Annotated in this window: 17 protein-coding genes; 8 read left to right on the forward strand and 9 right to left on the reverse strand. The window is 72.8% G+C overall.

Annotated elements, in window-relative coordinates:
- Positions 1–87: 87 nt before the first annotated feature.
- From ACFVX6_RS08380 to speB, 5 genes are all read right to left on the reverse strand, one after another.
- The gene (locus ACFVX6_RS08380; RefSeq protein WP_389689245.1) at positions 88–3,945 is read right to left on the reverse strand and encodes an ABC transporter ATP-binding protein; all 3,858 of its coding nucleotides are present in this window, start codon (positions 3,943–3,945) and stop codon (positions 88–90) included.
- 175 nt (positions 3,946–4,120) lie between these two features.
- Positions 4,121–4,792 carry a hypothetical protein gene (locus tag ACFVX6_RS08385; protein ID WP_389689247.1) on the reverse strand — a complete coding sequence of 224 codons (672 nt, stop codon included), beginning with the start codon at positions 4,790–4,792 and terminating at the stop codon, positions 4,121–4,123.
- Positions 4,789–4,911: a hypothetical protein gene (locus tag ACFVX6_RS08390; protein WP_389689249.1), complete on the reverse strand. Its 123-nt coding sequence runs from the start codon at positions 4,909–4,911 to the stop codon at positions 4,789–4,791. Before ACFVX6_RS08390 ends, ACFVX6_RS08385 begins: the two co-directional genes overlap by 4 nt.
- A gap of 82 nt (positions 4,912–4,993) precedes the next feature.
- On the reverse strand, positions 4,994–6,661 hold the full coding sequence (locus tag ACFVX6_RS08395) for a thiamine pyrophosphate-binding protein (protein WP_389689251.1): 1,668 nt from the start codon (positions 6,659–6,661) through the stop codon (positions 4,994–4,996).
- 46 nt (positions 6,662–6,707) lie between these two features.
- Positions 6,708–7,676: an agmatinase gene (gene speB / locus ACFVX6_RS08400; protein WP_274553215.1), complete on the reverse strand. Its 969-nt coding sequence runs from the start codon at positions 7,674–7,676 to the stop codon at positions 6,708–6,710.
- 123 nt (positions 7,677–7,799) lie between these two features.
- On the opposite strand from speB, the gene ACFVX6_RS08405 reads away from it, so the two are divergent.
- The 5 genes from ACFVX6_RS08405 to ACFVX6_RS08425 all read left to right on the forward strand — a co-directional run bounded on the left by ACFVX6_RS08405 (position 7,800) and on the right by ACFVX6_RS08425 (position 14,244).
- Positions 7,800–10,394 carry a helix-turn-helix domain-containing protein gene (locus tag ACFVX6_RS08405; protein ID WP_389689253.1) on the forward strand — a complete coding sequence of 865 codons (2,595 nt, stop codon included), beginning with the start codon at positions 7,800–7,802 and terminating at the stop codon, positions 10,392–10,394.
- Between the two features lie 266 nt (positions 10,395–10,660).
- The gene (locus ACFVX6_RS08410; RefSeq protein ID WP_389689255.1) at positions 10,661–11,032 is read left to right on the forward strand and encodes a hypothetical protein; all 372 of its coding nucleotides are present in this window, start codon (positions 10,661–10,663) and stop codon (positions 11,030–11,032) included.
- Positions 11,033–11,174: 142 nt separating this feature from the next.
- Positions 11,175–12,332: an acyl-CoA dehydrogenase family protein gene (locus ACFVX6_RS08415; RefSeq protein ID WP_389689257.1), complete on the forward strand. Its 1,158-nt coding sequence runs from the start codon at positions 11,175–11,177 to the stop codon at positions 12,330–12,332.
- 19 nt (positions 12,333–12,351) lie between these two features.
- Positions 12,352–13,230: an acyl-CoA thioesterase II gene (gene tesB / locus ACFVX6_RS08420; protein ID WP_389689259.1), complete on the forward strand. Its 879-nt coding sequence runs from the start codon at positions 12,352–12,354 to the stop codon at positions 13,228–13,230.
- Between the two features lie 27 nt (positions 13,231–13,257).
- The gene (locus ACFVX6_RS08425) at positions 13,258–14,244 is read left to right on the forward strand and encodes a cation diffusion facilitator family transporter (RefSeq protein ID WP_389689261.1); all 987 of its coding nucleotides are present in this window, start codon (positions 13,258–13,260) and stop codon (positions 14,242–14,244) included.
- Between the two features lie 74 nt (positions 14,245–14,318).
- Here ACFVX6_RS08425 and ACFVX6_RS08430 read toward each other — a convergent pair whose 3' ends face one another.
- The 4 genes from ACFVX6_RS08430 to ACFVX6_RS08445 form a co-directional block, all read right to left on the reverse strand.
- Entirely contained in the window at positions 14,319–14,753 is a 435-nt protein-coding gene (locus tag ACFVX6_RS08430; RefSeq protein WP_389689263.1) for a hypothetical protein, read from the reverse strand.
- 256 nt (positions 14,754–15,009) lie between these two features.
- A complete protein-coding gene (locus tag ACFVX6_RS08435; protein ID WP_389689264.1) occupies positions 15,010–15,444 on the reverse strand; it encodes a hypothetical protein in 435 nt (144 codons plus the stop codon).
- A 711-nt stretch (positions 15,445–16,155) separates the two neighbouring features.
- Positions 16,156–16,962 (reverse strand): phosphatase, encoded by an 807-nt coding sequence (locus tag ACFVX6_RS08440; RefSeq protein WP_389689266.1) that lies wholly within the window; start codon positions 16,960–16,962, stop codon positions 16,156–16,158.
- A gap of 65 nt (positions 16,963–17,027) precedes the next feature.
- A complete protein-coding gene (locus tag ACFVX6_RS08445) occupies positions 17,028–17,606 on the reverse strand; it encodes a TetR/AcrR family transcriptional regulator (RefSeq protein WP_243337072.1) in 579 nt (192 codons plus the stop codon).
- Positions 17,607–17,706: 100 nt separating this feature from the next.
- Between ACFVX6_RS08445 and ACFVX6_RS08450 the strand changes: the two genes are divergently transcribed.
- From ACFVX6_RS08450 to ACFVX6_RS08460, 3 genes are read left to right on the forward strand one after another with little or no spacing between them, the layout of a single operon-like run.
- Positions 17,707–19,323: a carboxyl transferase domain-containing protein gene (locus ACFVX6_RS08450; RefSeq protein ID WP_389689270.1), complete on the forward strand. Its 1,617-nt coding sequence runs from the start codon at positions 17,707–17,709 to the stop codon at positions 19,321–19,323.
- Positions 19,324–19,339: 16 nt separating this feature from the next.
- Entirely contained in the window at positions 19,340–21,373 is a 2,034-nt protein-coding gene (locus ACFVX6_RS08455; RefSeq protein WP_389689272.1) for an acetyl/propionyl/methylcrotonyl-CoA carboxylase subunit alpha, read from the forward strand.
- A complete protein-coding gene (locus ACFVX6_RS08460) occupies positions 21,370–22,302 on the forward strand; it encodes a hydroxymethylglutaryl-CoA lyase (RefSeq protein WP_389689274.1) in 933 nt (310 codons plus the stop codon). The genes ACFVX6_RS08455 and ACFVX6_RS08460 overlap by 4 nt, the downstream gene beginning before the upstream one ends.
- The last annotated feature ends 4 nt before the right edge of the window (positions 22,303–22,306 follow it).

The following is a 22,306-nucleotide window of genomic DNA, read 5'->3' on the forward strand; positions in this document are numbered from 1 at the left end:
CAACCGCCGGGGCGCCACCGCACCCGGCGGGCGCCGGAGAGGCCGAGCCTCTCCGGCGCCCGTTCGTGCGGTCGGACCCGTCCCGTCCTACGCCGCTGCGGCCGGCTCGTCCTCGCCCGCGAAGGTGCGCCACAGCTCGGCGTACCGGCCGCCGCGGGCCAGCAGCTCGGCGTGGGTGCCGTCCTCCGCGACCCGGCCGCGGTCCATGACCACGACCCGGTCGGCGCGCGCGGCGGTGGTCAGCCGGTGCGCCACGACCAGGGTGGTGCGCTTGCCCGCGAGCCGGTCGGTGGCCTGGTTGACCAGGGCCTCGGTGGCCAGGTCCAGGGCGGCGGTGGCCTCGTCGAGCAGGAGCACGTCGGGGTCGACGAGCTCGGCGCGGGCCAGCGCGATGAGCTGGCGCTGGCCGGCCGAGAGGTTGCGGCCGCGCTCGGTGACGGTGTGCAGGTAGCCGCCGTCCAGGGTGGCGATCATGGCGTGGGCGCCGACCGCGTGGGCGGCGGCCTCCACCTGGGCGTCGCTCGCCTCGGGCCGCCCGTAGGCGATGGCGTCGCGGACCGTTCCCGGGAAGAGGTACGGCTCCTGGGGGACGACGCCGAGGCGGTGGCGGTAGCCCGTCAGGTCCAGCTCGCGCAGGTCCACCCCGTCGGCGGTGACCCGGCCGGAGGTCGGATCGTAGAACCGGGCCACCATCTTGACCAGCGTGGACTTGCCGGCTCCGGTCTCGCCGACGAAGGCGACGGTCTGCCCGGCGGGGATGCGCAGGCTGATCTCTGTGAGCGCCGGTTGCTTCTCCCCGCGCTCCTCGGCCGTGCCGTACGAGAAGTGGACCCCTTCGAAGGCGATCTCGCCGCGCAGCTCGGGGACCGGGCGGGGGTCTGCCGGGCGGGGGGTGCTGGTGGGCTCGCGCAGCAGGCCCTGGATCCGGCCGAGGGAGACGGTGGCCTGCTGGTAGCCGTCGAAGACCTGCGAGAGCTGCTGAACGGGGGCGAAGAACAGGTCGATGTAGAGCAGGTACGCGACCAGCGCGCCCGTGGTGAGCGTGCCGGCCTCCACCCGGCCCGCGCCGACGATCAGCACGGCGGCGGCGGCCCCGGAGGACAGCAGCTGGACGAAGGGGAAGTAGACGGATATCAGCCACTGGCCGCGGACCCGGGCCTCGCGGTAGGAGTTGCTGCGCTCGGCGAACCGGACGGCGCCGGAGCGCTGGCGGCGGAAGGCCTGGACGATGCGCAGTCCGGCCACGGACTCCTGGAGGTCGGCGTTGACCAGTCCGACCCGGTCGCGGGCGAGCTCGTAGGCGGCCACGGACTTCCGGCGGAAGAAGAAGGTGCCGATGATCAGCAGGGGCAGCGTGGCGAAGACGATCAGCGCCAGCTCCACGTCCAGGACGAGGAGGGCGACCAGGATGCCGAAGAAGGTGAGGACGGAGACGACGGCGGTGACGAGCCCGGTCTGCAGGAAGCTGGACAGGGCGTCCACGTCGGTGGTCATCCGGGTCATGATCTTGCCGGTCAGCTCGCGCTCGTAGTAGTCGAGGCCGAGGCGCTGGAGCTGGGCGAAGATCTTGACGCGCAGGGCGTAGAGCACGCGCTCGCCGGTGCGGCCGGTCATCCGGGTCTCGGCGAACTGTGCGGCCCACTGGGCCAGGACCACGCCGAGCGCGAGGAGGGACGCCGCCCAGACGGCGCCGAGGGCGGCCGCTTCGACACCTTGGTCGATGCCGTGGCGGATCAGGATGGGCAGGAGCAGTCCGGAGCCGGCGTCGAGGGCGACGAGGCCGAGGGATATCGCGAGCGGGGCCCAGAAGCCGCGCAGCAGGCGGCCCAGGTTGTAGCTGTCCTCGGCGGACGCGGCGCGGGTCTCGTCCACGTCGGGGGTGTCGTCTGCGGGCGGCAGTGCGGCCACCTGCGCGAGCAGTTCGGGCGTGGCGGACATCCCCGCGGGGGCGGTGGTCTTGTCGTCCGCCTCCTCCTGGCGCTGCCAGAGCTCGGGGGTGATCCCGCCGGCAACCCGGCGCTTGGCGTTGACGGGCTCGGAGTCGATCTCGGCTTCGAGCTCGATGTCCCGCTCGATGTCCCGCTCGAACTCGTCCATGAGGGGCGCGTCAGGCGTCCGCGGGGATCCCGCCCCGAGAGCGTCGGGGTCGGTGAGCAGCCGCCGGTACAGGGCGGAGCGGCGCTCGAGCTCCTCGTGCGTACCGATGTCGGAGAGCCGCCCGTGGTCCAGTACGGCGATCCGGTCGGCGAGTGCCAGCGTGGAGCGGCGGTGTGCGATGAGCAGGGTGGTGCGGCCGGCCATGACGGCGCGCAGCGCCTCGTGGATCTCGTGCTCGACCCGGGCGTCGACGGCCGAGGTGGCGTCGTCGAGGAGCAGCAGGCGGGGGTCGGTGAGGATGGCGCGGGCGAGGGCGATGCGCTGGCGCTGCCCGCCGGAGAGGGTCAGGCCCTGCTCGCCGACCTTGGTGTCGTACCCGGCGGGGAGGTCCTCGATGAACCCCTCGGCCTGGGCGGCGCGGGCGGCGGCCCGGATCTGGTCCTCGGTGGCGCCGGGGTGGCCGTAGGCGATGTTGGCGCGGATGGTGTCGGAGAAGAGGAAGGAGTCCTCGGGGACCAGTCCGATGGCATCGCGCAGGGAGTCGTAGGTCAGCTCGCGCACGTCGTGGCCGCCGACCCGGACGGCGCCGCGGTCGGCGTCGTAGAAGCGCGGCAGCAGCAGCGAAACGGTGGACTTCCCACTGCCCGAGGACCCGACGAGGGCGACGGTCTCCCCCTCGGCGATCGACAGGCCGAACCCGTCGAGCACGGGCCGCTCGGGGTCGTACCCGAACCGCACGTCGTCGAACTCGACGGTGGCGGGCGCGTCCGCCGGGAGCTCCTTCGTCCCCTCCTGGATCACCGGCTCGGTGTCGATGAGCTCGAAGACCCGCTCCACGCCGGCGCGGGCCTGCTGGCCGACGGTGAGCACCATGGCGAGCATGCGGACCGGGCCGACGAGCTGGGCGAGGTAGGTGGAGAAGGCGACGAAGGTACCGAGGGTGACCTGCCCCTTGGTGGCCATCCAGCCGCCGAGGGCCAGCATGGCGACCTGGCCGAGGGCCGGTACGGCCTGCAGGGCGGGGGTGTAGCGGGAGTTCAGCCGGATGCCGCGCATCCGCCCGGCGAACAGCCGGCGGCCGGCGTCGCGGAGCTTGCCGGTCTCCTGCTCCTCCTGGCCGAAGCCCTTGACGACGCGGACGCCGGTGACGGCCCCGTCGACGACGGTGGCGACGGCGGCGGCCTGGCTCTGGGCGTACCAGGTGGCGGGGAAGAGCTTCTTGCGGCTGCGCTTGGCTATGAACCAGAGGGCGGGGGCCATGAGCAGCGCGACGACGGTCAGCAGCGGCGAGAGCCACAGCATGATCCCGAGGGATATCCCGAAGAGCAGGAAGTTGCCGATGGTCATGGGCAGCATGAAGAGCAGCCCTTGGATCAGCTGGAGGTCGGTGGTGGCCCGCCCCACGACCTGCCCGGTGGACAGCTCGTCCTGGCGGCGGCCGTCGAGCCGGGCGATGGTGTCGTACATGTCGGTGCGCAGGTCGTGCTGCACGTCGAGGGCGAGCCGCCCGCCGTAGTACCTGCGGATGTAGGTCAGCACGTACACGAGGACCGCGGCGCCTATGAGCATCAGGGCCCAGGGCCCCATGGGCTTGCTCTGGTCGCCGATGACGTCGTCGAGGATCACCTTGGTGACGAGCGGCACGAGCGCCATGACGGCCATGCCGCCGAGCGAGGACCCGAGGGCCAGCAGCACATTGGCCTTGTACCGCCAGGTGTAGGCGGCGAGCCGCCTCCCCCACCCCTGTTTGCTTCCAGCCGCCGTTTCCGCCGTCGCCGTAGCCACGTACTGCCTCCCCGTTCGTCCTGCTCTACCGGAAGCGCCAACGCTCCGACCGGCGGATTTCATCCCGCCGCAACAATTCGAACTGGGTTGCGCGGGTTCCGCGCGCGGTGCTGGGCCTACGGGGCAGTGGCGGACACGGACGAGCGGGGTCGGGGCGCGGCGATCGTCGCGGCCCCGGCCGGACGCCGGGGCTGCCGGCCCCGACGCCACGGCATCGGCAAGGCCGTCCGGGCCGACGTCAGGGCGTCGGCGTCGGCGTGGGCGTGGGCAGCGGCAGCTGCTTCACCACGGGCGCCCGCTTCAGCGGCTTGTTCTCGCAGCCGAGGGCTTCGGTGACGCGTCGGGCCATGAGATAGGTGAAGGCGGTCTGCCTGTCCCGGTCCGCCTGGGTCATGTTCGTCCGAGTGGCGCCGATCCCGAAGGACTCCTCCACCGACAGCAGGGCATGGTCGGACTGGCTACGGAGGTCGCCGGGCATGTCGCAGCGCACGCGCAGCACCGACCCGGTGTCGTCGGACCTGCCGAAGGCCCCGTTCACCTCGACGGGCACGCTGCCCGTCGGGAATTGCTCCCGGTACTCCCGGGACTGCCAGCGCACCTGCAGTTGCACGCGGCCGCCGCTCTTCTGCTGCGTAGGGACGTACCCGCACATGAGCCACGGCGACGACGGCACCGACCGCAGGTCCGCCTTGAGGCTGTCCACCAGGTGCTCGGTGGTGGAGTTGACCCGGGTGTCGAGGTCACCGGACCCGGTGATCTGCCGTAGCAGATCCCTCTCGGCCGACGGATCGGCGATCGCGCACGGGTCGGCAGCGCGGGGCTTGGCGTCCTCCACGGAACACCCGGCCGCCGCCACCAAGCAGACGAGGGCGAGCGCTGACCGCTTGGCTGCGGTCGAGATGGTGGTCACTGGCTGTCTCCCTGCTTCACCACGGGAGCCTGCTCCCGCGGCTTGTTCTCGCAACCGAGGGCTTCGGTGACGCGTCGGGTCATGAAACTCGACTCCTTCACCCCGAGGACTTCACGCATCAGTGTGCCCTCTTCCGAGGACGCGGTGATCCCACACGGGTCGGGACTGACCGGGACCAACCTAACCCGGCCCGCGCACCCCTCAGACGTGGGTGGGGGCGAACATCTTCGGCTTGGCCGCAAGGAGCAGGAGCGAAGGGCCCGGGGTCTTCAAGGACTTGGCCAGGTCCTCGCGGAGGGATTCCGGGGTGGTCGTGGTCGCCGGGACGTCGAAGGCGGCCGCCAGGGCCACGAAGTCGGGGCGGGTCAGGGTCGTGCCCGTCTCGCAGCCGTACTCGCGCAGGATGCCGTAGCCGCCGTCGTCCACGATCAGCCAGGTGACGTCCAGGTCGTGCTGGCGGGCCGTGGCCAGGTCGGCGATCGAGTACATCGCGCCGCCGTCGCCGGAGACCGCGAGGACCGGGGTGTCCGGCTCCGCCACGGCCGCGCCGAGGGCCGCCGGGAAGGCGTAGCCGAGGCCGCCCGCGCCCTGCGCCGAGTGCATGGTGTTGGGGTGCTTGGGGTCGAAGGCCGACCAGGCCCAGTAGGACAGGATCGTCATGTCCCAGAACGACGGGGAGCGCGGGGGCAGGGCCTGCCGGATCGAGGTCAGGAGCTGCTGCTCCAGGGTCAGGTCCTGGGAGGCCAGTCGGGTCGCGATGTCGGCGAGGAGCAGGCTGACGCGCTCGGGGGCCTGCGGGTCGGGGCGCTCGGCGACCGTTTCGAGGAGGGCCTGCAGGGCGAGGCGCGCGTCCGCGTGGATGCCGAGGCCCGCGTGGTTGGACTCCAGCTTGCCGAGGTCCGCCTCGATCTGGACGACCCGGCCCTCCGGGAAGAACGTGTGGTAGTTCGAGGACAGTTCACCCAGGCCCGAGCCGACCACCAGCAGGACGTCGGCGTCCTCCAGGAAGTCCGTCATGTGGCGGTCCTCCAGCCAGGACTGGAGGGAGAGCGGGTGGGTCCAGGGGAAGGCGCCCTTGCCGCCGAAGGTGGTGACGACGGGGGCGTTCAGACGTTCCGCGAGCTGCTTCAGCTTGCCCGCGGCGTCCGAGCGGATCACTCCGCCGCCCGCGATGATCACCGGACGCTCGGCGTTCTCCAGCCAGTGCGCGGCCAGTGCGGTCAGCTCCGGGCGCGGGGCCAGTTCGTGCGGGGTCGCATCCATGCCCGTGACCTGCGGGATGACGGTTTCCGCGCGCAGGACGTCTTCCGGGATCTCCACCCACACCGGGCCGTGCGGGGCGGTCAGCGCCGATTCCCAGGCCTCCGCGATCACGGACGGGATCTGGGAGGGGGTCCGGGCGGTGTGCACGGACTTGACCACGTCCCGGAAGGACGCCGCCTGGTCGCGCAGCTCGTGCAGGTGACCGCGCCGGCCGCCGCCCAGGCCCGGGGTCGGGACCTGCGAGGAGATCGCCAGGACGGGCGCGGACGCCGCCGCCGCCTCGGCCAGGGCCGGGAGCGCCATGAGCGCGCCCGGGCCCGTGGACAGGAGGAGGGGGGCCGCCTCGCCGGTCATCCGGCCGTACGCGTCGGCGGCGAACCCGGCGTTGTTCTCCGTACGGAGGCCGACGAGGCGCAGGTCGGAGCGGCCGACCGCGTCGAAGAGGCCGAGCGCGTGCTGGCCGGGCAGCCCGAAGACGGTGGTCGCGCCGAGCGAGCGCAGCGTCTCCACGACCAGGTCCCCGCCCGTGCGCCCCGGCGGTGGCGCGAGCGCGGCCGCCTTCTGGGCTTCGGTGGGACGGAGTACCAGGTCGTGGTCGTGCGTCACGTGCGCTTACTCGCCCTTCGGGTTCACCATCGCCGCAGCACTGTGCTTATCGACCCTGCCTGGCGGCAGCGATCTGACGGCTCATGATCGTGGTCAGCTCGTACGCGGTGTGCGAGGCCGCGACCGAGGTGATCTCCGCGTGATCGTACGCCGGGGCGACCTCGACGACGTCCGCCGAGACCAGGTTGCAGGAGGAAAGGCCGCGGATGATCTCCAGCAGCTCGCGGGAGGTCATGCCGCCCGCCTCCGGGGTGCCCGTACCGGGCGCGTGCGCGGGGTCCAGCACGTCGATGTCGATGGAGATGTACAGCGGGCGGTCGCCGATGCGCTGGCGGAGCTGGTCCGCGACCTCGTCGGCGCCGCGCCGGTAGACGTCTGCCGAGGTGACGATGCCGAAGCCCATCTTGGCGTCGTCGTCCAGGTCCTGCTTGCCGTACAGCGGGCCGCGCGTGCCGACGTGGGACAGGGCCTCGGTGTCGAGGATGCCCTCCTCGACGGCGCGGCGGAACGGGGTGCCGTGCGTGTACTCGGCCCCGAAGTAGGTGTCCCAGGTGTCCAGGTGGGCGTCGAAGTGGAGCAGCGCGACCGGGCCGTGCTTCTTCGCCACCGAGCGGAGCAGGGGCAGCGCGATGGTGTGGTCGCCGCCGAGGGTCATCAGGCGGGAGCCGTTGCCGATCAGCTCGTCGGCGGCGGCCTCGATCGTGTCGACGGCCTCGTTGATGTTGAAGGGGTTCGCCGCGATGTCGCCGGCGTCGGCGACCTGCGCGAGGGCGAACGGGGAGGCGTCCTGCGCCGGGTTGTACGGGCGCAGCAGGCGGGAGGCCTCGCGGATGGCGTTGCCGCCGAAGCGGGCGCCGGGGCGGTAGGAGACGCCGGAGTCGAACGGCACACCGACGACGGCCACGTCGGCCTTGCCGCCGACCTCGTCGAGGCGGGGCAGCCGGGCGAAGGTCGCGGGGCCCGCGTAGCGCGGGATGCGGGAGGAGTCGACGGGGCCGCGCGGCTGCGTGCTCATGAGGGGGTGCCCTTCGGGAGGTCCGGGTGGTGCTGGTGCGGTCCTTCGAGCGTAAACGGACACCCCCGGGGCGCGAAGTGTACGTTTCATCCATCCGGCTCCCCCGATGTGTACGGAGTATCCATGGAAGCCCCGCCCACCCCGCCGGTCGCCCTCGGCCGGCTGCTCGCCGACCACGAGCTGGGCCTGCGCCACCTGGCCGGCCCCGCCGAGGCCGAACTCCACGGGGTCCACGCGTCCGAGATGACGGACCCCTCCCCGTACCTCCTGGGCGGCGAACTCCTCCTGACGGCGGGCGAGGGCCTCACGGGGGCGGGGGCCTGGCCGGCCGGGGGGACGGGACACGGTGCGGGCGGCTGGGCGGAGGCCCCGGGGGCGGAGGCCTGGCCGGCCGAGGGGACGGAACACGGTCCGGGTGACCGGGCGAAGCCCTCGGGAGCGGAGGCCCGACCGGCCGACGGGACAGAACACGGTCCGGGCGACCGGGCGAAGCCCTCGGGAGCGGGAGCCCGACCGGCCGACGGGACAGAACACGGTCCGGGCGACCGGGCGAAGCCCTCGGGAGCGGGAGCCCGACCGGCCGAGGGGACGGAACGTGATGCGGGCGACCGGGCGAAGCCCTCGGGGGTGGAGGCCTGGCTGGCCGAGGGGACGGAACACGGTCCGGACGACCCGGCGAAGCCCCCGGGAGCGGCGGGCGGTCTGGCGGGAGCCGGGCTCGCCGATGTCCGCCCCGGCCACGGGGGCGCGGGACACGCGGACAGCGGGCGTGCCCACACCCTGCCGGTCGGCACGAACCCGGGCGGCACGAACCCGGTCGGCGCCGGGCACGCGGGCGACGGGCTCGCAGATGCCGGGCTGATCGACGCCGGACCGTACGTCGCACGGCTGGTCCGGGCCGGGGTCGGAGCCATCGGGTTCGGGGTGACCCCGGTGTACACGACCGTGCCGCAGTCCCTCGTCGAGGCCTGCGACCGGTACGGCCTGCCCCTGGTGGAGGTGCCGCCCGGGACCCCGTTCACGGCGGTCGGCCGGAGCGTCTGGCGGCTGATGGCACAGGCCCGGACGGCCGAACTCCGCCGGGTGACCGAGGCCCAGCAGTCCCTGGCGGCGGCCGCCGCCCGCCCGGACCCGGTGCCGGCAGTCCTGCGCCGCCTGGCGGCGACCCTGGGCGGCTGGGCCGGGCTGCTCCCCGCCGCCCGGCCGGACGCCCCGTCGGCCACCGGGCCGGGGACCGCCGGGGCGGAGCCCGCAGCCGGGGTGGGCACCGCCCGACCCGCAGCCCCCGGGGCGGCAGGAGCCGGGCCCGCCCCCACCGCAAGGGTGGGCATCATCCGCCCCGCAGCCCCCGGTGCAGGAGCCGGGCCCGCGCCCACCGCCGGGGCGGGCACCGTGCGGCCCGGAGCCACCGGGGCAGAGGTCGGGCCCGCGCCCACCGCGGGGACGGGCAGCAGCCACCCCGCAACCACCGGGGCAGGGGACGGAGCCGGGCCTTCCGGGCCGGCAGACGCGGACACCCGCCGGGAGGCGGAGCCCAGGCCGATACAAGGAGGGCCGCACCCCGCAGCCACCGGGCCAGAGGCCGGGCCCGCACCCACCGCGGGGACGGGCAGCAGCCACCCCGCAACCACCGGGGCAGGGGACGGAGCCGGGCCTTCCGGGCCGGCAGGCGCGGACACCCGCCGGGAGCAGGGCATCACCGGGGCAGAGCCCGGACAGATGCACGGAGGGCCGCGCCCCGCAGCCACCGAAGCGGGGGCCGGGCCCGCGCCCGCCGCCGGGGCGACGCCCGGGACGACGCCCGGGGGGCCGGCCGGGCCCGCCACCGGGGTCTCCGCCGGAACGGCGCCCGCACCCGACGTGATCGACGCGCTCGGCGCACTCGCCCGACGGGTCGCACCGGGCTCCGCTGTCACCGCCACGGCCGCGCACGGTGGGCTCCACCTCAGCGTCCACGCCCTCGGCGACGGATGGGTCCTCGCCCTCGCGACCCCGACGCGGGCCCCCGGGGACCACACCGTCGCCTCGGTGGCGGCCGTACTGCTGACCCTGCTCACCGCGCGCCGCCCGGCCGGGGCGCAGGCCGCCCTGACCCGGCTGCTGCTCGGCGGGGAGCCGGCCGGGGCACTGGGCCCCGGGCCCTGGTACGCCGTCCACGCCCGCGGCGCCGGTGACCCGCGGGCCCTGGCGGCCGCGCTGGGCACCGTACTGCTGGACCCGCGCGGGGAATCCGTAGGTGAGGACCCCGCGCACCTCGGCTCCGTACACGCGGACTCCGTACGGCTCCTCACCGACCGCGAGCCCGGCCCGCAGCCCGGGTGGCGGCTCGGGGTGAGCGCTCCGACCCGGCCCGAGGGCCTGCCCGGCGCCGATGCGCAGGCCCGGCGGGCCCTGGAGCGCGCCGAGGCGGCCCGCACCCCGCTGGCCCGCCACACGGAGCCCGGCCTTGCGGGCCTGGTCGGCGCGGCCGAGGCCCGGGCCCACGCCGAGGCCCTGCTCGGCCCGCTCTCCCCCGTCCTGCGCGACACCCTGCGCACCTGGCTGGCCCACCACGGCAGCTGGGACCGCAGCGCGGCCGCGCTCGGGATCCACCGCAACACCGTCCGCCAGCGCATCGCCCGCGCGGCCGCGCTCCTGGGCTCCGACCTGGACGATCCGGACACCCGGATGGAGCTGTGGTTCGCGCTCCGGCATCTCGACGGCCCGGACGTCCCCTAGGGCCTGTCGTCAAACTCCCGTCGTCGCCCGAAGGGAGTTGACGACAGGCTCTTGGGCGTAGCGTCAACCGTGTCGCGGCGGGCGGCGGGCGGGGCGACGCTGAGGACATGAACCGGCCGGACAGTTCCTCGGAACCCTCGGGGCCTTCGCGCCCCTCGGAGCCCCCGCACTGGGGACCGCGCCCACCCCAGCAGCCACCTGCGTCTCCATACCCATACCCATACCCATACCCCCCGCCGCCCCGGAGGCGCCGCCGCTGGCCCTGGGTGCTGCTCGTCCTGCTCCTGCTGCTGCTCGGCGGCTGCGCCGCGCTCTTCGTCGTCTTCGTCGGCGAGGTGTCCGAGGAGGCCGCGCGGCCCGCCCGGATCACGTACGCGGCCACCGGGAGCGCCTCGGGCGTGGCCATCACCTACTCGACCTGGCGCGACGGGAACCTGTCCACCAGCCAGGTCGGCGACCGGACCCTGCCCTGGACCGAGGAGATCACCACGAAGGGCTTCGTCAAGGGCGGCTCCCTCGTCGTCACGCTGGGCCCCGACGGCGGCACGGCCACCTGTTCGGTGACCGTGGACGACTCCGCGCCCATCACCGCGACGGCCACCGGCCCCTTCGCCTCGGCCGTCTGCAACGGTTTCTGAAGGACGGCCGAAGGAGACGGCCGAGGGAGTTCGGACCGACGTGCCCCACCTCACTCTGGACAGCGCGACCAACTCGCCGGTAACTTAATCTGAGCAAGCGCTTAGATTGGGCGGCTGACTGCCGCGACGAAGGGAGTCGGCCGTGCGCCGTACGGTGTTCAACGAGGACCACGAGGCGTTCCGCGAGACCATCCGCGCCTTCATCGAGGCCGAGGTCGTTCCGGTCTACGACGACTGGTTCGCGGCCGGCCAGGCCCCGCGCGAGTTCTACTACAAGCTCGGCGAGCTGGGCATCTTCGGGATCAACGTCCCCGAGGAGTTCGGCGGCGCGGGCCTGGACACGCACAAGTTCGAGGCCGTCCTCTACGAAGAGACCTCCCGCGCGGGCGTCAACTTCGGCGGCTCCGGCGTGCACGTGCTGCTCGCCCTGCCCTACATCAAGATGCTGGCCGACATCGAGCAGAAGAAGCGCTTCCTGCCGAAGTTCGTCTCCGGCGAGGAGATGTGGGCCCTGGCGATGACCGAGCCGGGCACCGGGTCCGACGTCGCGGGCATGAAGACCACCGCCAAGCTCTCCGAGGACGGCACGCACTACGTCCTCAACGGCTCCAAGACCTTCATCACGGGCGGCGTGCACGCCGACCGCGTGATCGTCTGCGCCCGCACCTCCGCCCCCAGCGAGGACGACCGCCGCTTCGGCATCTCCCTCTTCGCCGTGGACACCAAGTCCGAGGGCTACTCCATCGGCCGCAAGCTCGACAAGCTCGGCCTGCGCACCTCCGACACCGCCGAGCTGGCGTTCGTCGACGTGAAGGTCCCGGTCGAGGACCTGCTCGGCGAGGAGAACAAGGGCTTCTACTACCTCGGCGCCAACCTGCCGTCCGAGCGCTGGGGCATCGCCTTCGGCGCGTACGCGCAGTCCAAGGCCGCCGTCCGTTTCGCCCAGCAGTACGTGACGGACCGCACCGTCTTCGGCAAGCCGGTCGCGCACTTCCAGAACACCAAGTTCGAACTGGCCGCCTGCCAGGCCGAGGTGGACGCCGCCGAGGCCGTCGCCGACCGCGCCCTGGAGGCCCTGGACGCCGGTGAGCTCACCGCCGCCGAGGCCGCCTCCGCGAAGCTGTTCTGCACCGAGGTCGCGCACCGCGTCATCGACAAGTGCCTCCAGCTGCACGGCGGTTACGGCTACATGAACGAGTACCCGATCGCCCGCCTGTACGCCGACAACCGCGTGAACCGCATCTACGGCGGCACCAGCGAGGTCATGAAGTCCATCATCGCCAAGTCGATGGGCCTGTAAGCGACTTACGCTTCCCCCCATGAACGAGGCACTGACGACGCTCCTCGATCTGCTCGACCTCGAGCAGATCGAGGAGAACATCTTCCGCGGTACCAGTCGTTCCGCGCTGGTACCGCGGGTCTTCGGCGGTCAGGTCGCGGCCCAGGCCCTGGTCGCGGCCGGCCGTACCGTGCCCGAGGACCGCACCGCGCACTCGCTCCACTCGTACTTCCTGCGCGCCGGGGACCCGGGCGCGCCGATCGTGTACTCGGTCGACCGGATCCGCGACGGACGCTCCTTCACCACGCGCCGCGTCGTCGCCGTCCAGCACGGCCAGCCGATCTTCCACCTCTCCGCGTCCTTCCAGACGTACGAGGAGGGCCTCGACCACCAGACCGCGATGCCCGACGCCCCCGATCCGGAGACCCTCCCGACGGCCGCCGAATCCCTCCCGCTCTACCGGGAGGTCTTCCGCGACCCGGGCACGGTGGAACGGCTCGTCGAGGCGCGCGGCGCGGTGGACCTGCGGTACGCGACCGTCCCGCCCTGGGGCAGCGTCGGCGAACCGGTCGAACCGCGCTCGCAGGTGTGGTTCCGTACCGCCGGCAAGCTGGAGAGCGACGACGCGCTCCTGCACACCTGCCTGGCCACGTACGTCTCCGACATGACCCTGCTCGACTCGGTGCTGCTCGCACACGGGAAGGGCGGATGGGCGGTCGGGGACGTGGTCGGCGCCTCGCTCGACCACGCGATGTGGTTCCACCGGCCGTTCCGCGCCGACGAATGGCTGCTGTACGACCAGGAGTCCCCCTCGGCCGCCGCCGGCCGGGGCCTGGGCCAGGCCCGGATCTGGACCCAGGACGGCAGGCTCGCCGTGACGGTCATCCAGGAGGGCGTGGTGCGCGTCCCGCGCGCGTAGTACGGCCGTCCGACATAACGTCACACCATGTCCAGCAGCGATGCGATGGTGAACGGAAGCGGAAGCGGCGGCCCGGACGGGAGCCCCGACGGCGGCCCGGGCGAGGACGAGAGCGTCGGCACGGTCATCGTCGCCGTGGTCACGAACCTCGGCATCGCCGCCGCCAAGGCGGTGGGCGGGATCGTCAGCGGATCGAGCGCGATGCTCTCCGAGGCGGCGCACTCGGTGGCCGACACGGTGACCGAGGTGATGCTCCTGACCGCGCTGAAGCGGAGCGCGAAGCCGGCGGACGAGGCGCACCCGCTGGGGTACGGACCGGAGCGGTACATCTGGGCGCTGCTCGCGTCCATCGCCACCTTCGTCGGCGGCGCGGTGTTCGCCGTCTACGACGGCATCCACACCCTGATGCACGGGGAGGACCCCGGCAATCCGACCCTCTCCTACATCATCCTGGCCGTCGCCGCCCTCCTGGAGGGCTACTCCCTGCTGGTCGCCTGGCGCCAGGTCAAGGGCGAGGCGGCGCGGATGAGCGCACCCCTGGGGCTGTACGTGAAACACACCCCGGACACGGCGGTGAAGGCCGTCCTCCTGGAGAACGTGGCCGCCCTGATCGGGCTGGCGCTGGCGGCCGGCGGCCTGCTCGGGGCGCAGCTCACGGGATCGGGCGTGTACGACGGCGTGGCCTCGCTGCTGATCGGGCTGCTGCTGGTGTGGGTGGCGTGGGAGCTGGGCCGCTCGAACGCGCAGTACCTGATCGGGCGGCCGCTGCCGGAGGGGATGCGGGCGGAGGTGCGGGAGGAGCTGCTGTCGGTGCTGCACATCGAGGGCGTGCTGGAACTGACCACGCTGGTGCAGGGGCCGTCGGAGGTACTGATCGCCGCGAAGATCGACTTCCACGACCTGGCGTCCGCGGCCCAGGTGGAGGCGGCCTGCGAGATCGCCGAGGCCCAGCTCCGGGACCGCTTCCCGGCGATCCGCCGGGTGTACTTGGACCCGACCCCCTCGCCTTCTTGACGCGCGGGGTGCTCGTCACCCAACACGACGGCGCCCCGGGAATCCCGGGGCGCCGTCGTGTCGGGTGGCTGGGCTCAGTGTCCGAGCTTGGCCTTGAGGTCCTTCTTGACCTGGTTCTTGACCGTCTGCTTGTTGACCTTGTTCAGGTTGCCGCCCTTGCCGGTGCCGTCGCCGCCCACCGCGGTGGCGTCGCCGGTGTTGATGGCGTCGGCGCTGGAGTCGCCGCCCGTGGCGTTGCCGGTGGTGATCGTGCACTTGCCCTTGCAGCTACCGACGCCGCTGTCGGCGTTGCCGCCCTGCGAGGTGCCGCCGACCGTGGTGTTCTCGGCGTTGGCGTCGCCGCCGGTACCGATGCCGTCGGCGCTGTCGTCCTGGAGCAGGGACACCGCGTGGTGCGGGGCGGTGGCCGGGGCGGCCATCGCGGTGGCGGGGAGGGCAATGCCACCACCCAGCAGGGCGACGGAAGCGGAAGCAAGGACGATGCGGCGGGTCGACAGGATCTTGAACATGGTCGTTCTCCATTCGGAAAAGAAAGGGGATTCGGGAATCTTCCGGAGAAAGGATCCGGGGTGATTCCCTGCCCTCTACTTCTTCCGGTGTTCCCCGGTGAGGGCGTACTTCAAATAAACCCGATAACGGGATCCGCGTCACGCCACTCACATTCGGGGCTTGACGAATACGGCCGATCTTGATAGCCCCCGCCGGGGCATGAGAAAGGCGCCCCGGGATTTCCCGGGGCGCCGTTCTACTGCGGGGTGGCTGGGCTCAGTGGCCGAGCTTGGCCTTGAGGTCCTTCTTGACCTGGTTCTTGACCGTCTGCTTGTCGACCTTGTTCAGGTTGCCGCCCGTGCCGGTCCCGTCGCCGCCGACGGCGGTGGCGTCGCCGGTGTTGATGGCGTCGGCGCTGGAGTCGCCGCCCGTGGCGTCGCCGGTGGTGATCGTGCACTTGCCCTTGCACTTGCCGACGCCGCTGTCGGCGTCGCCGCCGCGGGACTCACCGCCGACGGTGGTGTTCTCCGCATTGGCGTCACCGCCGGTACCGATGCCGTCGGCGCTGTCGTCCTGGAGCACGGACACCGCGTGGTGCGGGGCGGTGGCCGGGGCGGCCATCGCGGTGGCGGGGAGGGCAATGCCACCACCCAGCAGGGCGACGGAAGCGGAAGCAAGGACGATGCGGCGGGTCGACAGGATCTTGAACATGGTCGTTCTCCATTCGGAAAAGAAAGGGGATTCGGGAATCTCCCAGAGAAACGATCCGGGGTGATTCCCTGCCCTCTACTTCTTCCGGTGTTCCCCGGTGAGGGCGTACTTCAAATAAACCCGATATCGGGATCCGCGTCACGCCACTCACATTCGGGGCTTGACGGATATGGCCGATCTTGATACTTCCCGTTCATCCCCCGCCGTGGCACGGGTGGTGGGCCCTGCGGGGCGAAGTCCCCTACCCGCCCTTCCACCGTTCCCCGGGCTCCGCCCGGACCCCGGTCCTCAAGCGCCGGACGGGCTGAAAGGGCCCCGGGCTCCGCCCGGACCCCCTGGGGCTCCGCCCCAGACCCCGGTCCTCAAACGCCGGACGGCTGAAAGACCGGGCTGGAGCTGAACCGGACCGCTGAAAGGTCACCCCCCGGCGGGGCTGGAGTCGAAGGAGTCGGGCCCGCCGGGTCGGGGACGGGGACGGGGTGGGGTGTCGGCCGGGACGTAAAGCGTGATTTGTGGCGCGAGAACACCCCGCACCCTGCCTACGTAGGGCACAGGGCGCCTAAATCATGCAGTCCAGGCCGACACCCCACCCCGGCCCCGGCACCGACCCACCCGCAGCCAGCACACAACCACGTACACATACACATAGACACCAGCCACAACCCAGCCCCGCCGACGCTTGAGGCGCAGGGGCTCCCGCTCCGGCCCCGGCTACAGCAGGCCCGCCGCCGCCAGGAGGTACGCGACCATCGGGTCGTAGAAGCGGGGGTCGCGCACGTGGTCGTCCAGGGGCACCGCCACCTGGAGGGTGCCTTCGGCCTCGGCCAGGAACAGCGCCGGGTCGTTGCAGTCGGCGTACCCCACCGCGTCCAGCCCGCGCTGCGCCGCGCACCCCGCCCAGCCGTGGTCGGCGACGACCAGGTCGGGCTGGGGGCGGCCGTGGGCGGCCAGGGCGTCCAGGATCGCCGCCATCGGCTCCGGGGAGTGGGTGTGCCACAGCGTCGCACCCCGCTCCAGGACCGCGACGTCCGCGAACTGCCACACCGAGCCCTCGTCGGCGACCAGCCCCGGCGGGATCACCACGATCTCGCAGCCCGCGGCGCGCAACGCGTCGGCCGTGGCCCGGTGCACGTCCAGCAGCCCGCCCGGGTGCCCCGTGGCGAGCAGCACGCTCTGCCGGTCCAGCGCGGCCTTGCGCAGCCGCGTGGCCATCCGGTCCAGGGCGGCCACGGTGAGCTCCGGGTCGATGGTGTCCTGGCCGACGCGGTGCGCGGGGTCGTCCACGACACCACACCGCTCCGCCATCACCGCGAGCACGTCCTGCTCGTCCGTCCAGCGGTCGCCCAGCTCCAGGCCCAGCCAGTAGTGGCGGTCGCCGTTGGCGAGCTTGCGGTAGTGGGAGAGGTTGTTGTCGCGCGGAGTGGCGACGTCCCCCGCGATCCGCGTGCGGACCAGGTGGTCGATGAGTTCGGCTCGGCTGGGGACAGGCGTCTCTATCGGCTTCGGCATGCGGCCCATTCTGCCGCCGCGCGCCCGGAGCCGTCCCGTCCATCCCGCCCCCCGGACACCCCGGACGCCCCGCCTCATCCCGACAGCGCCCCGAAGGCCCCGTTCGCGAGCCGTCGCAGCAGCGACTCCGTCGCGTCCCGGCCGAGCGCCGCCAGGTGCGGGGTGGAGTTGAGCAGGCCGAAGACCGCGTGCACGGAGACGCGTACCTCCGCCTCGCCCACCTCGGGGTGCAGCTCGCGCACGACGTCGACCCACAGCTCCACGTACTTGCGCTGGAGCTGCCGTACGAGCTTGCGGTCGGCCTCGCGCAGCCGGTCCAGCTCCCGGTCGTGGAGGGTGATCAGCGCCCGGTCGTCGAGCGCGAAGTCGATGTGGCCGTCGATGAGGGAGGCCAGTACGCCGGACGGGTCGCCGGCCGCCTCCTCGACCCGGCGGCGGCCGCCCGTGAGCAGCCGTTCGCTGATGCCGACGAGCAGCTCGGCGAGCATCGCGTCCTTGCCCGCGAAATGGCGGTACAGGCCGGGGCCGCTGATGCCCACCGCGGCCCCTATCTCGTCCACGCCCACGCCGTGGAAACCACGCTCGGCGAAGAGGCGCGCTGCCTCGCCGAGGATCTGCTCGCGCCGGGTCGGGGCGGCCGCTCTGGTGCTCATGGGAATCCATTCTAGACAGGGCCGTTAGCGGTCGTTAACCTAAGTCCCACATGCGTTAACGCTCATTAACCAGAGCGCACCGAGCAAGGGAGCTCGACCGATGCAGCAGGCACCAGTGCTGACGAGCGCCGCCGACCCGGCGTCCGACGCCTGGCGGGCCAACGAGGCCGCCCACCGCGAGCTCTCCGAGGGCCTGCGGGCCCGGCTGGAGGCGGCCCGGCTCGGCGGCGGCGAGAAGGCCCGCGCCCGGCACACCGCCCGCGGGAAGCTGCTGCCGCGCGACCGCGTGGACGCCCTCCTCGACCCCGGGTCCCCCTTCCTGGAGCTGGCCCCGCTGGCCGCCGAGGGCATGTACGGGGGTGCGGCCCCGGCCGCCGGCGTGATCGCGGGCATCGGCCGGGTCAGCGGCCGCGAGTGCGTGATCGTCGCGAACGACGCCACCGTCAAGGGCGGCACGTACTACCCGATGACCGTGAAGAAGCACCTGCGCGCCCAGGAAGTGGCTCTGGAGAATCGTCTCCCCTGCCTCTACCTGGTCGACTCGGGCGGCGCCTTCCTCCCCATGCAGGACGAGGTCTTCCCCGACCGGGACCACTTCGGCCGCATCTTCTACAACCAGGCCCGCATGTCGGGGGCCGGCATCCCGCAGATCGCCGCCGTCCTCGGCTCCTGCACGGCGGGCGGCGCCTACGTACCGGCCATGAGCGACGAGGCCGTCATCGTCCGCGGCCAGGGCACGATCTTCCTCGGCGGCCCGCCGCTGGTGAAGGCCGCCACCGGCGAGGTGGTCACGGCCGAGGACCTGGGCGGCGGCGAGGTCCACTCCCGCATCTCCGGGGTCACCGACCACCTCGCGGAGGACGACGCGCACGCGCTGCGGATCGTACGGAACATCGTGGCGACCCTGCCCGAGCGCCAGGCCCTGCCCTGGTCGGTCGAGGCTCCCGAGGAGCCCAAGGTGGACCCGTACGGGCTGTACGGCGCGGTCCCCGTCGACTCCCGCACCCCCTACGACGCCCGCGAGATCATCGGCCGGATCGTGGACGGCTCCCGCTTCCAGGAGTTCAAGTCGGAGTTCGGGCAGACCCTGGTCACCGGCTTCGCCCGGATCCACGGGCACCCGGTCGGGATCGTCGCCAACAACGGCATCCTGTTCTCCGAATCGGCCCAGAAGGGCGCGCACTTCATCGAGCTGTGCGACCAGCGCGGCATCCCGCTCCTCTTCCTCCAGAACATCTCCGGCTTCATGGTCGGCCGGGACTACGAAGCGGGCGGCATCGCCAAGCACGGCGCCAAGATGGTCACGGCCGTGGCCTGCACCCGGGTCCCGAAGCTCACGGTGGTGGTCGGCGGCTCGTACGGCGCGGGCAACTACTCGATGTGCGGCCGGGCCTACTCCCCGCGGTTCCTGTGGATGTGGCCCAACGCCAAGATCTCGGTGATGGGCGGCGAGCAGGCGGCCTCCGTCCTCGCGACGGTCAAGCGCGACCAGATCGAGGGCGCGGGCCAGGAGTGGCCCGCCGAGGACGAGGAGGCCTTCAAGGCCCCGGTCCGGGCGCAGTACGAGGAACAGGGCAACGCCTACTACGCCACGGCGCGGCTGTGGGACGACGGGGTCATCGACCCGATGGAGACCCGGCAGGTGCTGGGACTGGCCCTGACCGCGTGCGCGAACGCTCCCCTGAGCGACTCGGGCTTCGGCATCTTCCGTATGTGACGTGAGGACCTCACTGATGTTCACCACTGTTCTGGTCGCGAACCGGGGCGAGATCGCGGTCCGCGTCATCCGCACCCTGCGGGAGCTCGGCATCCGTTCCGTGGCCGTCTTCAGCGACGCCGACGCGGACGCCCGGCACGTACGGGAGGCCGACACGGCCGTCCGCATCGGCCCGGCCGCGGCCGCCGAGAGCTACCTGTCGGTGGAGCGGCTGCTCGACGCGGCGCGCCGCACGGGCGCCGAGGCCGTCCACCCCGGCTACGGCTTCCTCGCGGAGAACGCCGCCTTCGCGGCCGCCTGCACGGCCGCGGGCCTGGCCTTCATCGGGCCGCCGGCCTCGGCGATCTCCCTGATGGGCGACAAGATCCGCGCCAAGGAGACCGTCAAGGCGGCGGGCGTGCCCGTGGTCCCCGGTTCCTCGGGCAGCGGGCTGTCCGACGCCGAACTGGTCGCCGCCGCCGAGGAGATCGGCATGCCGGTCCTGCTGAAGCCCTCGGCGGGCGGCGGCGGCAAGGGCATGCGGCTGGTACGGGACTCCGGGCTGCTCGGCGAGGAGATCGCGGCGGCCCGGCGCGAGGCGAAGTCCTCCTTCGGCGACGACACCCTGCTGGTGGAGCGCTCGGTGGACCGGCCCCGACACATCGAGATCCAGGTGCTGGCGGACGCGCACGGGAACGTGGTCCACCTCGGGGAGCGCGAGTGCTCGCTCCAGCGGCGCCACCAGAAGGTGATCGAGGAGGCGCCGTCGGTCCTGCTGACGCCGGAGCTGCGGGCCTCGATGGGCGCGGCGGCGGTGGAGGCGGCGCGATCCTGCGGGTACGTCGGCGCGGGGACGGTGGAGTTCATCGTCCCGGGCGGGGACCCCTCCTCGTACTTCTTCATGGAGATGAACACCCGGCTCCAGGTGGAGCACCCGGTGACCGAACTCGTCACCGGGCTGGACCTGGTGGAGCAGCAGCTCCGGGTCGCGGCGGGCGCGGAGCTGGGCTTCGGCCAGTCGGAGGTCCGGCTGACCGGGCACGCGATCGAGGCCCGCGTCTGCGCCGAGGATCCGGCGCGGGGCTTCCTGCCGTCCGGCGGCATGGTGCTGGCCCTGTCGGAGCCGGACGGCGGCTCCGTCCGTACGGACTCCGGGCTGGCGGCGGGGGTCGACACCGGCTCCACCTACGACCCGATGCTGTCGAAGGTCATCGCCTACGGTCCCGACCGGGCGGCGGCCCTGCGGGTGCTGCGGGGTGCGCTCGCGGACACCGTGATCCTGGGCGTGCAGACCAACACGGGCTTCCTGCGGAGGCTGCTCGCGCACCCGGACGTGGTGTCGGGCGACCTGGACACCGGGCTGGTGGAGCGGGACCTGTCCCAGCTGCTCCCCGACGGGGTCCCGGACGAGGTGTACGCGGCGGCTGCGCTGCTGGCCGGGGGCTCCGCCCCCCACCCCGCCCCTTCCCGAAACCCTGCCGGGGGCTGGGTCGACCCGTTCGACTCCGCCAACGGCTGGCGCCTCGGCGGAACCCCCGCCTGGACGGTCCACCACTTCCGCCTCCCGGGCCAGGACCCGGTCACGGTCCGCACCCGGCCCGCCGGAACGGGCCCGGACACGGAGCTCCTGCTGGACGGCGACGGCACCCCGGCCCGGGGCCGGATCGTGCAGCTCACCCCCGAGCACCTCACGGTCGAACTCGACGGGGTCACCCACCGGTTCAGCCACGCCACCTCCCCGGAGGGTACGTGGCTCGGCCGCGACGGCGACTCCTGGCACGTACAGGCCCACGACCCGGTCGAGGCGAACCTCCGCGGCGCGGGACGCGGCGGCGCCGATACCCTCGCCGCCCCCATGCCCGGCACCGTCACGGTGGTCAAGGTGACCGTGGGCGACAAGGTGGCCGCCGGCCAGAGCCTGCTCGTCGTCGAGGCCATGAAGATGGAGCACGTCATCTCCGCCCCGCACGCCGGCACCGTCACCGAACTCGACGTCACCCCTGGCAGCACGGTCGCCATGGACCAGATCCTGGCCGTGGTCACCCCGGACGAGGAGGAGAAGGACGCATGAACGGGCTTCCGATGAGCTTCCCGTACGAGGGCCTCCCGGCCCGGGTCCGGATCCACGAGGTGGGCGCCCGCGACGGGCTGCAGAACGAGAAGACGGCCGTCCCGACCCACGTGAAGGCCGAGTTCGTGCACCGGCTGGCCGCCGCCGGGCTCACCACCATCGAGGCGACCAGCTTCGTGCACCCCCGGTGGATCCCCCAGTTGGCCGACGCCGACGAGCTGTTCCCGCTCCTCGCCGACGTGCCGGCCGCGCTGCCGGTCCTCGTCCCCAACGAGCGCGGCCTCGACCGTGCGCTCGCCCTCGGGGCCACCCGGATCGCCGTGATCGGTTCGGCCACCGAGACCTTCGCCTCCCGCAACCTCAACCGCACCGTCGCCGGGTCCCTCGCGATGTTCGAGCCCGTCGTGGCCCGCGCCAAGGAGCACAAGGCGCACGTCCGCGGCTACCTCTCCATGTGCTTCGGCGACCCCTGGGAGGGTCCGGTCCCGGTCCACCAGGTGGTCGGCGTCGCCAAGGCCCTCCTCGACCTCGGCTGTGACGAGCTGAGCCTCGGCGACACCATCGGCGTCGCCACCCCGGGGCACGTGCAGGCCCTCCTCTCCGCGCTCAACGAGGAGGGCGTGGGCACCGACCTGATCGGCGTGCACTTCCACGACACCTACGGCCAGGCCCTGTCCAACACCCTCGCCGCGCTCCAGCACGGCGTGACCACCGTCGACGCCTCCGCGGGCGGCCTCGGCGGATGCCCGTACGCCAAGAGCGCCACCGGCAATCTCGCGACCGAGGACCTCGTCTGGATGCTCGACGGCCTCGGCATCGAGACCGGGGTCGATCTGGCCGCCCTCACCGCCACGAGCGTGTGGATGGCCGAGCAGTTGGGGCGCCCCAGCCCCTCCCGTACCGTCCGCGCCCTCTCCCACAAGGAGTAACGAA

The organism is Streptomyces sp. NPDC058289 (genome assembly GCF_042880975.1).
Classification (GTDB): domain Bacteria; phylum Actinomycetota; class Actinomycetes; order Streptomycetales; family Streptomycetaceae; genus Streptomyces; species Streptomyces stoeckheimensis.

Excerpts from the sequence above, each read along its gene's own strand:
- ACFVX6_RS08450 (WP_389689270.1), top strand. The coding sequence starts at position 17,707 with ATGCAGCAGGCACCAGTGCTGACGAGCGCCGCCGACCCGGCGTCCGAC.
- ACFVX6_RS08460 (WP_389689274.1), top strand. The coding sequence starts at position 21,370 with ATGAACGGGCTTCCGATGAGCTTCCCGTACGAGGGCCTCCCGGCCCGG.
- ACFVX6_RS08405 (WP_389689253.1), top strand. The coding sequence starts at position 7,800 with ATGGAAGCCCCGCCCACCCCGCCGGTCGCCCTCGGCCGGCTGCTCGCC.
- ACFVX6_RS08390 (WP_389689249.1), bottom strand. The coding sequence starts at position 4,911 with ATGCGTGAAGTCCTCGGGGTGAAGGAGTCGAGTTTCATGACCCGACGC.
- ACFVX6_RS08440 (WP_389689266.1), bottom strand. The coding sequence starts at position 16,962 with ATGGGCCGCATGCCGAAGCCGATAGAGACGCCTGTCCCCAGCCGAGCC.
- ACFVX6_RS08445 (WP_243337072.1), bottom strand. The coding sequence starts at position 17,606 with ATGAGCACCAGAGCGGCCGCCCCGACCCGGCGCGAGCAGATCCTCGGC.
- speB (WP_274553215.1), bottom strand. The coding sequence starts at position 7,676 with ATGAGCACGCAGCCGCGCGGCCCCGTCGACTCCTCCCGCATCCCGCGC.
- ACFVX6_RS08380 (WP_389689245.1), bottom strand. The coding sequence starts at position 3,945 with ATGAAATCCGCCGGTCGGAGCGTTGGCGCTTCCGGTAGAGCAGGACGA.
- ACFVX6_RS08425 (WP_389689261.1), top strand. The coding sequence starts at position 13,258 with ATGTCCAGCAGCGATGCGATGGTGAACGGAAGCGGAAGCGGCGGCCCG.
- tesB (WP_389689259.1), top strand. The coding sequence starts at position 12,352 with ATGAACGAGGCACTGACGACGCTCCTCGATCTGCTCGACCTCGAGCAG.
- ACFVX6_RS08435 (WP_389689264.1), bottom strand. The coding sequence starts at position 15,444 with ATGTTCAAGATCCTGTCGACCCGCCGCATCGTCCTTGCTTCCGCTTCC.
- ACFVX6_RS08430 (WP_389689263.1), bottom strand. The coding sequence starts at position 14,753 with ATGTTCAAGATCCTGTCGACCCGCCGCATCGTCCTTGCTTCCGCTTCC.
- ACFVX6_RS08455 (WP_389689272.1), top strand. The coding sequence starts at position 19,340 with ATGTTCACCACTGTTCTGGTCGCGAACCGGGGCGAGATCGCGGTCCGC.